Annotated in this window: 9 protein-coding genes; 3 read left to right on the top strand and 6 right to left on the bottom strand. The window is 70.5% G+C overall.

Annotated features, from left to right (window positions below; genetic code table 11):
* Positions 1-120 precede the first annotated feature (120 nt).
* The 3 genes from ABZU72_RS26980 to ABZU72_RS26970 all read right to left on the bottom strand — a co-directional run bounded on the left by ABZU72_RS26980 (position 121) and on the right by ABZU72_RS26970 (position 3,084).
* Positions 121-1,338, bottom strand: a complete 1,218-nt coding sequence (locus tag ABZU72_RS26980; RefSeq protein WP_355021851.1) for an acetyl-CoA C-acetyltransferase — start codon at positions 1,336-1,338, stop codon at positions 121-123.
* A 9-nt stretch (positions 1,339-1,347) separates the two neighbouring features.
* Positions 1,348-2,115 (bottom strand): SDR family oxidoreductase, encoded by a 768-nt coding sequence (locus tag ABZU72_RS26975; RefSeq protein ID WP_355021850.1) that lies wholly within the window; start codon positions 2,113-2,115, stop codon positions 1,348-1,350.
* Between the two features lie 81 nt (positions 2,116-2,196).
* Positions 2,197-3,084: a hypothetical protein gene (locus ABZU72_RS26970; protein WP_355021849.1), complete on the bottom strand. Its 888-nt coding sequence runs from the start codon at positions 3,082-3,084 to the stop codon at positions 2,197-2,199.
* A gap of 212 nt (positions 3,085-3,296) precedes the next feature.
* Here ABZU72_RS26970 and ABZU72_RS26965 point away from each other — a divergent pair, with 212 nt between their 5' ends.
* Entirely contained in the window at positions 3,297-3,989 is a 693-nt protein-coding gene (locus ABZU72_RS26965; RefSeq protein WP_355021848.1) for a nitroreductase, read from the top strand.
* Positions 3,990-4,090: 101 nt separating this feature from the next.
* On the opposite strand, the gene ABZU72_RS26960 is transcribed toward ABZU72_RS26965, so the two are convergent.
* A complete protein-coding gene (locus ABZU72_RS26960) occupies positions 4,091-6,178 on the bottom strand; it encodes a YhgE/Pip family protein (protein ID WP_355021847.1) in 2,088 nt (695 codons plus the stop codon).
* On the bottom strand, positions 6,175-8,874 hold the full coding sequence (locus ABZU72_RS26955; protein ID WP_355021846.1) for an MMPL family transporter: 2,700 nt from the start codon (positions 8,872-8,874) through the stop codon (positions 6,175-6,177). Before ABZU72_RS26955 ends, ABZU72_RS26960 begins: the two co-directional genes overlap by 4 nt.
* Positions 8,875-8,935: 61 nt before the next feature.
* Between ABZU72_RS26955 and ABZU72_RS26950 the strand changes: the two genes are divergently transcribed.
* Both ABZU72_RS26950 and ABZU72_RS26945 read left to right on the top strand, forming a co-directional pair.
* On the top strand, positions 8,936-9,556 hold the full coding sequence (locus ABZU72_RS26950; RefSeq protein ID WP_355021845.1) for a TetR/AcrR family transcriptional regulator: 621 nt from the start codon (positions 8,936-8,938) through the stop codon (positions 9,554-9,556).
* Positions 9,557-9,603: 47 nt separating this feature from the next.
* Positions 9,604-10,830: a TerC family protein gene (locus tag ABZU72_RS26945; protein WP_355021844.1), complete on the top strand. Its 1,227-nt coding sequence runs from the start codon at positions 9,604-9,606 to the stop codon at positions 10,828-10,830.
* Positions 10,831-10,840: 10 nt separating this feature from the next.
* Here ABZU72_RS26945 and ABZU72_RS26940 read toward each other — a convergent pair whose 3' ends face one another.
* Complete coding sequence (locus ABZU72_RS26940) at positions 10,841-12,169, bottom strand: serine/threonine-protein kinase (protein ID WP_355021843.1); 1,329 nt, start codon at positions 12,167-12,169, stop codon at positions 10,841-10,843.
* Positions 12,170-12,234: the final 65 nt, after the last annotated feature.

Here is a 12,234-nt window from a genome sequence, read left to right as displayed (position 1 = left end):
CCGCCTGTTCTCACCCCGTGCTGTGCGAGGCCCACGGCGTGTTCTAACTGTTGTTGCGATCAAAACCCCCCATTTTGATTGCGACCGGATAGTCCTACGAACGACGTGTTACACGCCTGCTCAGCCCAGCCGCTCGATGACCAGCGCCATGCCTTGGCCGCCGGCGGCACACATGGTCTCGAGGCCGTAGCGGCCGCCGGTCTCCTGCAGGCCGTGGAGAAGCGTGGTCGTGAGGCGGGCCCCGGTGGAGCCGAAGGGGTGGCCGAGGGCGATCGCGCCGCCGTTGACGTTGACCCGCTCGGGGTCGAGGCCGATCTGGGCGATGCTGGGCAGCACCTGGGCGGCGAAGGCCTCGTTCATCTCCACCAGGTCGATGTCGTCGGGAGTGAGCCCCGCGCGAGCGAGCGCCTGGCGGGAGGCCTCGACCGGCCCGAGGCCCATGATCTCCGGCGATAGCCCGGAGACTCCGGTCGACACGATCCGGGCCAGCGGCCTGATCCCGAGCGCCTCGGCGCGTACGTCGCTCATGATCACCAGCGCGGCCGCGCCGTCGTTCAGCGGACAGCAGTTGCCGGCGGTGATGGTGCCGTTCTCGCGGAAGACCGGCTTGAGGCCGGCGACCTTCTCGAGCGTGACCCCGGCTCGCGGGCCGTCGTCGGTGGCGACGACCTCACCGGACGGCAGCGTCACCGGGGTGATGTCCCGCTCCCAGAAGCCTCGGACGGCGGCGGCCTCGGCGCGGTTCTGGGAACGTACGCCCCACTCGTCCTGCGCCTCGCGCGTGATGCCGTACATCTCCGCGACGTTCTCGGCGGTCTCGCCCATCGCGAGGTGGTAGTCGGGCAGGTCGCCGGACTCGCGAGGGTCGGTCCAGGCCTCGCCCGCGGCCACCCGCGCGGCACCGCGCTCGCCCGCCTTGAGGAACTCCTCGGCCTTGGTGTCCGGCATCCCGTCGGCCTTGCCGCGCTCGTAGCGGGACACGCACTCCACCCCGGCGGAGACGAACGCATCCCCCTCCCCCGCGCGGATCGCATGGAAGGCCATCCGGGTGGTCTGCAGCGACGACGCGCAGTAGCGGTGGACCGTGGTGCCGGGCACGGCGTCCAAACCCAGCCGTACGCCGACGACCCGGCCGATGTTGTATCCCTGCTCCCCCGCGGGCTGGGCACAGCCCATCATCAGGTCGTCGATCTGCGTCGGGTCCAGCTCCGGAACCGACGAGAGGGCGCTGCGTACGATCTGCTCGGCCAGCTCGTCAGGACGCAGGTCCTTGAGCGATCCCTTGAAGGCGCGGCCGATGGGTGAGCGGGCGGCGGAGACGATGACGGCTTCAGGCATGGGGGCTCCTCAGGAGTTGGGGGTGTGCTGGAGGAAGGCGGGCCATTCGCCGCCGCCGTCGACGGCGAGGACGGCGCCGGTGATGTGCGCGGCGAGCGGGGAGGCGAGCAGGAGGCAGGCGTCACCGACCTCCTCGGGCGTCGCGAAGACGCCGCGCGGGATGGTCGCGGCCACCGCGGCCCGTTGCTCCGGGCTGCCGTAGTGGTCCTCGGACCCCGGCGTGGCGACGAGCCCGCAGGAGACTGCGTTGACGCGTACGTCCGGAGCCCACTCGACCGCGAGCGACCCGGTCAAGCTCTCGACGGCCGCCTTCGCGGCCCCGTAGACGGCGGTCCCGGGACTGGGCCGCCGTGCCGAGATCGAGCTGATGTTGATGATGGATCCGCGTGAGGCCGTCAACGCCTCGTACGCCGCCTGGCTGACGTAGGCGGTGGCCAGGAAGTTGAGCGCCGAGATCTTCTCGTGGAACCGCGGCGACGCGGTCGCGAAGTCGGCGTACGGCGCGCCACCGGCGTTGTTGACGACCACGTCGAGCCGCCCGAGCCGCGAGGTGATCGCGGCGATCCACGCCGCGACCTGCTCCGGGTCCCGCACGTCGACCTGCGAGAACACCGGCTTGCGCCCGTCCACGACGGGCAGATCATCGGGAGTCGAGCGGCCACATATCTCGACCTCCGCCCCGGCCGCCAGGAACCGCGCGACGATCCCGGCGCCCACTCCGCGCGCGCCACCGGTCACCGCGACCACCTTGCCGCTGAAGTCGATCTCGACTGCCATGTGCGGCAGTCTAGAACGCCTACCAAGCAAATGCTAGGTTGATGATCGCGGTGACCGGATCAGAGGGTCAGACGCAGCGCCTCACACGCAGTGCACGGTCACCCAGTAGGTGTGGTCCCCACTCATGTGCTTCTTGACCTGGACCGGAACGGTGACCGAGCCGTTCGCGTCGGGCGTGAAGGTCTGTCCGGCGTAGTGCACGTCGTCGATCTCGCAGCCGACCTGGTCGGTCACGGTGATCTTGTGCAGACCCGCCTCAGCCGCCTCGACGTGCGCCTCGTGGAACGCGAGGACCGCCGGGTTGTACTCGGAGTACTTCACGTTGTGCGCACCCAGGGTGTCGGTCCACTCGGCGGCCAGACCATCGATGAACGGTCCACCGTCGCGTGAGAACCGGGTGTCGATCTCGACGATCGCCCGTGCCTTGACCTTGAAGTTGTCGGTCTTGCTGTCGGACGGGACGAAACCGTGCCGGTTGCCCGGAGCGGTGGAGTCGAGCGCGTCGTACGGCGTCAGCCAGACCTTGTACTCGCCACCGTTGTTCGGGGTGTCGAGGTAGGGGAACAGCTGCACGGTGATGCCGCCGTCCTCCGCGTCGGTGCCGGTCGCGTGAGCGCACGCACCGCTCGGCGCGACACTGACGAAGCGGCCGCTGGCGTCGACCTCGACCCGGCGGCATCCGACGGGATCGGTGGAGAGCAGCGTCTTGCCGGAGGGATCGGTCACCTGGAAGGCGTAGATCCCAGCAGGCAGGCCGGCCGCGTCATCGGGCGCGTTGATGCCTGGACCGCCGTTCAGATAGACGTCCTGCTTGGCGGCATAGTGGTTGAGGTTGACGGGCGCGCCGGTTACGTCGGTGGTGAAGATCGCGCCGGAGAGCTGCAGCAACGGTGCAGACGAGGCCGGCATCGACCAGAGCGCCGCCGCAGCAACCCCCGCCGCGACCGCGCAGACGAGCTTTCGGATCATGGGTTTCCCCCTCGGATAGGTCGGATCTCGAGTCTTCGTCGCACCCCGGTAAAGGCCTCCGTCCGATCCCCGGGTATCACCCGAACCGGGTAGCCCCCGGATTGTGTGATGGGCCACCTCGGCACCGCCCCAGGAATACCGGAGAGTCCCTCCGTCTTGGGTCAGGAGTGGATCGAGGCCGTCGGCCTCGGCAGACCTGAGAGGAACTTCTTGTGACCACGACCGCCGTCGACACCTTCACGGACGTGATCCGCTCGCGCCGCTCCGCGCGAGCCTTCCTGCCCGACCCGGTGCCCGCCGACGACATCCGCGGTGTGCTCGAGGACGCCCAGCGCGCCCCGTCGCACAGCAACACCCAGCCGTGGGAGGTCCACGTCTTCTCCGGTGAGGCCCGCGAGCGCCTCAGCGAGGCGATGCTCAAGGCGTTCGAGGCCGGCCAGATGAGTCCCGACTTCACCACGACGTACGGTGATGACGACAGCGTCCACGTCCAGCGGTCGCAGCAGACCGGGGCCGTCCTCTACGGCGCCCTGGGGATCGCCCGCGAGGACGTCGACGGCCGCACCAAGGCCGTCGCCGAGAACCTCCGCTTCTACGGTGCGCCCCACGTGGCCCTGCTCTTCGTTCCGGAGCTCGGCGATGTCGTACGCGCTGCCAACGACGTCGGCATGTACGCCCAGAACTTCCTGCTCTCCCTCACCGCCCGCGGCTACCACGGCGTACCCCAGGGCATGCACGGCCTCTTCGCCGACACCGTCCGCGCCCACCTCGGCCTGCCCGCCGACCGCAAGCTGCTCTACGGCATCTCGTTCGGCACCGCCGACCCCGACGCCGCGGTGAACCGCCTCGACGTCGGCCGCGCCGCGCTCGACGAGCACATCGTGCTGCACGACACCTCGCTCTGAGCCGCCGCGACGAGCTGTAACACGTCGTTCGTAGGACTTCTCGCCCTATTGGGGCGACCGGATAGTCCTACGAACGACGTGTTACATGGGGCGGCACCCCGTCAGGCAGCAGCCGCTCCGCGGATCTCCGCCACAGACGTACGCTGCGCCCGGCCCGCCGCGAAGAGGCTGACCGCCACCGCGAGCAGGAGCCAGAGGATCAGGCCGCCGACCGGCGCACCGACCGCGGCACCGCTCTGCGCGACGGCGACCCCGCGGAGCGCCTCGGCCGCGAGCGGGACCGGCAGGATGCCCGCGAGCGCACCGAACGGCGCGGAGGCCGTGGCGACCGGCAACAGCCCGCCGAGAGAGACCAGCTGCAGGGCGATGAACGCGAGCGAGATCAGCCAGCCACGGCGCTGGCCGGCGAGCGCGACGACGGCCTGGTGGACGGCGACGAACACCGACGCGGCGAGCACCGCGATCCCGACCGTGGCGATCGGCTGCGCGAGATCGGCGCCGAGAAGATCAGCGGCGACCACGAGGAGCACCGCCTGCGCCAGCCCGACGAGAGCTGCCGGCCACAGACCGGCGAAGGTGAGCCGCCCCGCCGTGAGCGCCTCCCGCAGCCGCCCGGCGGGGAAGGCCGGCCGGAGCAGGTAGATCGCGAGCGCACCGAGCCACAGCGCCAGCGCGATCACCGCCGGCGCCAGCCGGGTCGCCCCAGAGGTGGATGGGCCGGAAGCGACCGAGACCTGCACCGGGTCGGCGACGACCTCGGCCTGCTTCTCACCGGGAACCGCGATCTGCGAGGCACCGTCGTCGAGACCCGAGGCCAGCGAGTCGGCGCCCTCGGTCAGCGAGGACGTACCGGAGGAGAGGTCGTCGGCCCCAGAGGCCAGCGAAGCCGAACCGCTCTCGAGCTGCTTGGTCCCGGAGGCGAGCTGATCGGCCCCCGAGGCCAGCTCGGTGGCGCCGTCGTTGGTCTTCCCGAGGCCGGACTCGAGCTCACGCGCGCCCTTGGCGAGGCGGGCGTTGGCGTCGGCGACCTGGGACGCCCCGGACGCGACCTTCCCGGCACCGTCCGCCGCCGACGAGATCCCTCCGGTCAGCTCAGGAGCCGCCTGCGAAAGGGCGGAAGCCCCCGAGGCGACCTGCGCCGCCCCTGCTGCGAGCTGGTCCGCCTGCCCGCCGCCGGAGCCGACCGCCGAGGCGGTGGCGCCGCACAGCTGCGGCTTGGAGGCCGCGAGCAGCGGGTCGCTCGCGCACGCCTGCGCCCAGCCTTTGGCGAGCTGGGTGTAGCCGGCCACGCCCTCCGAAACCTGCGAGGCGCCGGTCGCAAGCGACGAGGCCTGCGAGGGGAGGCCCGCGGTCGACCTGTCGAGCTGGTCGAGCCCTCCGCTCAGCTCGTCGGCACCGGCGGCCAGCGAGGACGCGCCCTTCGACGCCTTGCCCGCGCCCCCGGCCAACGTTCCCGCACCCGACTCCAGCCGCGCGGTCCCGCCGGCGAGCGTGTCGAGCCCGCCCGCAACCTGCGAGGCGCCGTCGGCAGCCCCGGCCGCACCGAAGCTGAGCGACCGAGCACCGTCGGCGACCTTCCCGGCACCCGAGTCGGCGGCAGCGGTGCCGTCGGCGAGCTGGTCGGCCCCGTCGGCGGCCGAGTCCAGGCTGGTCTTGAGCTTCCCGGTCTGGTCCCGGACCCCGTCGAGGTAGGTCGTCGTGACCGTACGCCCCAGGGTCGATGCCGACTGCCGCGCGACCTGACGAGCGATCTCGGCGGTCACCTCGCTGGAGGCGTCGGACGCCTCGACACTGACCCGGCCGGCACTCGGGTCGCTCCCCTGCACCCCGGACAGCGTCTTGGACAGGTCCTTGGGGATCGTGATCACGGCCGCGTACGTCCCGTCCGCGTAGCCCTCCCGTGCATCCGCTGCATCGGTGAGCTCCCAGCCGAGCGTGGGGCTCGCGGACGAGCCCGAGGAGGAGACGAGGTCCGCGGCCAGCGCCCGGCCGGCGTAGACCGTCTGCTTGTCCTTCCCACTCCCCGTCGTCACCGGCTCGTCGAGGTTGACCACCGCGGCGGGCACCTTTTCGAGGTTCTCGGCGCGGTCGCTGAGCGCGACGAGCGCGAGCGCCGTCACGACGACCGGCAGCAGGGTCGCGGCCGCCACCAGGCGGCGGCCCGACCACCATGATTTCGTACGTTTCATCGGACTGTCTCCAGGTCGGCGACCGAAGCCGCAGGGTCGGTGAGCTCAGGGTCGGGTGTGGTGCGTGCGGGCGCGGCGTGAGCGAGCGCGTCCGCGACCTGCGGCACCGCGGGCAACGACGGCATCCCGAGCAGCACCGTCGTACCTCGTGAGGTCAGTGCGGACAGTGCCGCGAGCTGCCCGCTGTCGAGCGAGGTCGGACTGTCGATGGCGACCAGCGCCGGCACGCGTCGAGCCCCCACGAGTCGGAGCGCCTCCGCTACGTCGCCGACGAGAGCTGCCCGGGCACGTACCGCACCTGCTTCCTCCGGCAGCAGCCGGTCGAGCACGACCAGCTGCCCCGAGAAGCCGAGCCGCCCGGTGAGAACAGCGAGCGCGGCGGTCCGCGCGACCGGGTCGGCCCCGTGGACGATCCCGAGCCCTCCCGGCCGCAGGTGAAGATCGAACGGCGCGAGCGCCTCCGACACCTCGACCTGCCGTGCGCGGACCGCGACCTCACCGTTCGAGGCGACGTGGTCGGCGTGCTCGAGGTGGTGGACGAGCGCCTCACCCTCGATGTCGAGGACCGGCATCCGCCGGTCCAGCCAGCCCGGCAGCCACCAGGCACCCCGCCCGAGCAGGGCGAGCACCGCCGGCACCAGCGTCATCCGCACCAGGAACGCGTCCACGAGCACCCCCACGGTGAGGCCCAGCGCCATCGGCTTCACGATCGGGTCGCCGTTGGGCACGAAGGCCGCGAACACGGCGATCATGATGATCGCCGCGGCGGTGACGACGCGGGCGCTGGCGGCGAACCCGGTGTCCACGGACCGCCGGGCGTCGCCGGTGTGGACGAAGTCCTCCCGCATCCGGGAGACCAGGAACACCTCGTAGTCCATCGCGAGCCCGAAGAGCACGCCCATCAAGATGATCGGGAAGAACGCGATCACCGGGCCGACCTTGGCGACGTTGAACAGGTCGGCGCCCCAGCCCCACTCGAAGACCGCGGCGACCACCCCGAACGAGGCCGCCACCGACAGCACATAGCCCAGCGTCGCCTTCAACGGGACCGCGATCGAGCGGAACACGATCGTCAGCAGGATCAGCGACAGCCCGACGACGACGCCCCCGAACGGCAGGATCGCACCGGACAGACGCGCGCTGACGTCGATCGCGACCGCGGTCTGCCCGGTGACCATGACGTCCTCGATCCCGAACCGCTCCGCCAGGTCTGCCGAGTCCGCACGGATCTCCTTGACCAGCGCTGCGGTCGCCGGGTCGCTCTTCTCGGTGGTCGGGTAGATCACCACGAGCCCGAGGTCGGCGGTCCGGTTCGGCGTGGCCAGCGCGACCTTCTGCACCCCGTCATAGGTCCCCAGCGCCTTGCCCAGAGAGTCCATCACCCCGATCGGGTCGGTGGTGTCGATGATGTCCGCGGTCACGAACAGCGGCGCGTTGTAGCCCGGCCCGAAGTCGCGGCTGATCAGGTCGTACGTCTCCCGCGGAGCACTCCCAGGCTCGGCGCTGCCGTTGTCGTTGAGCCCCAGCGCGAGGTCGCGCGCGGGGATCGCCAGGACGGCGATCACCAGCAGCGAGACCACGACGGTGAGGACCGGCACCTTGGTCACCAGCCGCACCCAGCGTGCCCCGAGGGTGGTGGCGTGAGGCCGCCCCTCCGCGACAGCCTCACGCCGGTGGGCCCGAGACCCAGGCTTTGGCCGGAGCCGCTCACCCGCGAGCGCGAGGAGCGCCGGCACGGCGGTGAGCGCGACGAGCACGGCGACCAGGACGGCGGAGGCCGCTGCGTACCCCATCACAGCGAGGAACGGGATGCCCGCCACCACGAGGCCGCACAGCGCGATGATGACCGTGACACCCGCGAAGATGACCGCGCTGCCGGCGGTGGCGACCGCGCGGGCGATCGACTCCTCCACCCCGAGACCGGTGGCGAGCTGGCTGCGGTGCCGGGCGATCACGAACAGCGCGTAGTCGATCCCGACCGCGAGCCCGATCATCAGCGCGAGGGTGGGGGTGGTGGCCGAGATCGTGGTGGCCGCAGCGACCGAGAAGATCCCCGCCATCGCGATCGCGACCCCGAGCAGCGCGGTCAGGATCGGCAGGCCGGCGGCCAGCAGCGACCCGAACGTGATCGCCAGGACGAGCAGGGCGATGAGGATCCCGATCCCCTCCGTCGCGCTGACGTGCACCCCGGTGACGGAGTACGCATCCCCACCGACGTGGACCTCAAGCGAAGACCCCGACGGCAGCTCCGCAGCTTCTTCCAGATCCGAGGTCACACCCTCGGGGAGCTCGTCGAGACCGAGGTCGAACTGCACCGTCGCCAGCGCGTCCCGGCCGTTGTCGCTGACGGTCCTGCTCTCCGCGGCCAGCGGGTCGGTGACCGTCGCGACGTGGTCCACCTTCTCGACCCGCGCGAGCACCTTCTCGATCTCTTGGCGGTGGTCGTCGATCTTCTCCCCCTCGGGAGCGACGAAAACCAGCTGGGCAGAGGTCCCGGAGACCTCGGGGAAGCGCTGCGTGAGCGCGTCCAGACCCTGCTGGGACTCGGTGCCCGGGATCGTGAAGTCGTTCTGCAGCTTGCCGCCGAGCGAGACGGTCAGCGCACCCAGGAGCACCGCGAGCAGGAGCCAGAGCGCCAGCACGGTCTTGGCGTGGCGGGCGACCTGTCGGCCGAGCCGGTAGAGGTAGGAGGACACGTTCAATACGTTAACGCATTCAATACAAAAGTGTATCGTTGGCGTATGTGAGGATTGCTACATGACCGAGGTGAAGGCCCCCAGGCGACGTACGAACACCCGCGCCCGGCTGCTGTCCGCGGCCGTCGATGTCTTTGTCGAGCGCGGGGCGCGCCGGGTCACCGTCGACGACCTGGTCAGCGCGGCCGGCTACACGCGCGGAGCGTTCTACTCCAACTTCGGCAGCGTCGAGGAAGTGCTGCTCGAGGCGTTCAAGGAGGAGTCCGAGCGGCTGATCGAGGCCGTACGCACCGCCGTCGGCGAGCACAGCGACGCCGACTCGAGCGGATCACTGATCAGCGCGGCATTCGACGCGATCCGCCCCCTCCAGGACCACTGGTTCGTCCTACAGAGCGAGGTGGTGCTGCAGAGCCTGCGCGACCCCGACGCGCGAGAGATCAGCTCGGCGACGTTCACGGCGCTCAGCGAGCAGCTCGTCGAGGTCGTCGATCTCGCGCTGGACCGCCTCGACCGCACCTCCACCATGCCGACCGACCTCCTCGCCCAGACGATGATGGGCGTGTTCCTCCACAGCGTCACGATGCGTACGATCCGCCCCGACGACCCCCGTGCCGACCGGCTTCTCGAAGACGCGCTCCCCCAGATCATCGATGGTCTGTCGATCCCGAGGACCTCCGCCTAGGCTGAGGTCCGGTCCCACTCTCGGGTCGACTCTCAGGGGGTTGTCACATGGGCGCACCGACATGGGTGTGGCTGGTCACGGTGGTCGCGATCGTCGGCCTGCTCGCGTTCGACTACGTCTTCCACGTACGCAAGGCCCACACGCCAACGCTGAAGGAGGCGGCCACCTGGTCGGCGGTATACGTCGCGATCGCGCTGCTGTTCGGCGTCGGCGTGCTGATCTTCGGCGGCGGCACGATGGGCGGGGAGTACTTCGCCGGCTACATCACCGAGAAGGCGCTCTCGGTCGACAACCTGTTCGTCTTCCTGATCATCATGACGAGCTTCCGGGTGCCGCGGGAGGACCAGCAGAAGGTGCTCCTCTTCGGGATCACGTTCTCGCTGATCGCCCGCACCGGGTTCATCTTCGTTGGCGCCGCACTGATCAACACCTTCGCCTGGGTGTTCTACCTGTTCGGCCTGATCCTGCTGATGACGGCCGGCAACATGCTGAAGCCCGACAACGACTCCCACGGGGAGAACGTCGTCGTCCGCCTGGCCCGACGGCTGTTCCACGTCAGCGAGCATTACGACGGCGACAAGCTCTTCACGGTGGAGAACGGCAAGCGCATCCTGACGCCGATGCTGCTGGTGATGGTGGCCATCGGCGGCACCGACATCCTCTTCGCCCTCGACTCGATCCCGGCGATCTTCGGCCTCACCCAGAACGTCTACCTCGTCTTCACCGCGACGGCGTTCTCGCTGCTGGGCCTGCGCCAGCTCTACTTCCTGCTCGACGGCCTGCTCGACCGGCTCATCTTCCTGTCCTACGGGCTGGCCGCGATCCTCGCCTTCATCGGCGTGAAGCTGATCCTGCACGCCCTCCACGAGAACAACATCCCGTTCATCAACGACGGCGATCCCGTGCACGTGGTCGAGATCAGCACCGGCCTTTCCCTGACCGTCATCCTCGGCGTACTCGTCGTGACCGTCGTCGCCTCACTCTTCAGCAAGCGCGGCCGCGCGAAGAACGCGATCGGCAACGCCCGCCGGCACGCCGCCGCCTACCTCGACTCCGAATACACCGCCGACCCGGCCGAGCGCGAGCGCATCCACAACGCCCTCCTCGCCGAGCGCGACATCATCGTCTCCCTCGGCCCGAAGTATCTGCAGATCGCACGCGAGGAGACCCCTCTCATGGAGCTCCTCGAAGCCGCCCTCGCCAGCCACACCGCAGCCGTCGAGCGCGGCGAAGCCACTCCCGCAGGACCGCCGAAGATCCTGCGCGACGAGTGAGCTGCGGTTTCTAGCAGCAGACGACCTGCTGCACTTTGAACAGGGTGTCCTCCTGGCGCTGCATGTTGACGTAGCCCTGGTCCACCCAGACCACGCGGAACAGCCCGTCCCCGAGGTCCTCGACCCGCCGCTCGCCGCCGGCGTCGAGGTCTTCGAGGATGTGGTAGTAGAAGCCGTCGCCGCCGTTGGCGTCATCGGTGCAGTCCCACGCGGCCGCGTCGTCGAGATCGGGGATGTAGAGGCCCGCGGCCTCGCAGTCACCTGCCTGGAGTGCGTCGACGAACCGTACGGCCGCGGTCTCCGCGCCGCTGACCGGCTGCCCCGCCGCGGTCTCCGCGCCGCCGGCCGGATCCTCGGCCGGGCCGCCGCGCGCGACGAACCAGGTCGCGGCGCCGCCCAGCACCAGGGCGGCGACAACGGCGGCCGCGACGAGGACGGCGTTGTGCCGGCGGCGTGCGGGCGGCTGCGGCTGCGTTGGGGACGGCGAACGGAGCACGGTCTGCGCGTCCGAAGGGGGAGGTACGTCGACCGCCCGCCCCGCGGCCGCGGCGGTGAGTGCTGCGGCGAAGCTCCCCGCGTCCGGCCAGCGGTCCTCGGCCCTCGGCTCCAGGGCGCGCATGATCACCGCCGACACCGTTGCAGGCACGGGCGCAACCGTGCCGAGCTCGGGAACCCGGGACACAACCGTCAACGCCGGCGCGGGCGAGCGGCCCGCGAACATCGCCCACGCGACCGCGCCCAGGCTGCGTACGTCCGCGCGATGGTCGATCGGCAGGGACTCGTCGAACTGCTCGGGCGCCATGTAGGCGGGCGTCCCGATCTGCCGGGTCACCTCAGAGTGCTGGTCTAGCGCGCGGGCCACACCGAGGTCGGCGACCATCGCGCGCAGCCGCCCGTCGGACCCCCCGGTGAGCAGGATGTTGGCGGGCTTCACGTCGCGGTGGATGACCGAGCGAACGTGCAGTGCGTCGAGGCCGGACGCAGCCTGTGCCACCAGGTCCGCAACCAGCTGCGGCGGCATCCCCTGAGGGTGCTGGGCGATCAGCTCCGCGACGCTTCCCCCGTCGGCGTACGACATCACGAAGTAGGGCGCACCTGTCGGGGTCTCGCCGATGTCGTGGACCGAGACGACATGGGGCGAGTCGACCGACCGGAGGAAGCGCGCCTCCTGCAGGAACCGCTCCCGGATGTCGGCCGCCTGCGTCCACTGGGCACTGAGGACTTTCACGGCAACGGGCGAGTCGAGGTCGGGGTCGTGGTAGAGCCACACCTCGGCGAATCCGCCGGAACCGAGAGGCTTGACCTGGCGCAGGCGCCCGAGGGTCTGAGGAAGGGTCACCGGGACATTATGAGGCCAGGCTCCAGCCGGCACGCGCGACCCGTGGATCTCGCCGGCCGCCACTC

The sequence above is a fragment of the Nocardioides sp. NPDC004968 genome (assembly GCF_040608935.1).
Classification (GTDB): Bacteria; Actinomycetota; Actinomycetes; order Propionibacteriales; family Nocardioidaceae; genus Nocardioides.
The sequence above is the reverse complement of the archived record's forward strand: the minus strand, read 5'-3'. Positions and strand labels throughout refer to the sequence as shown.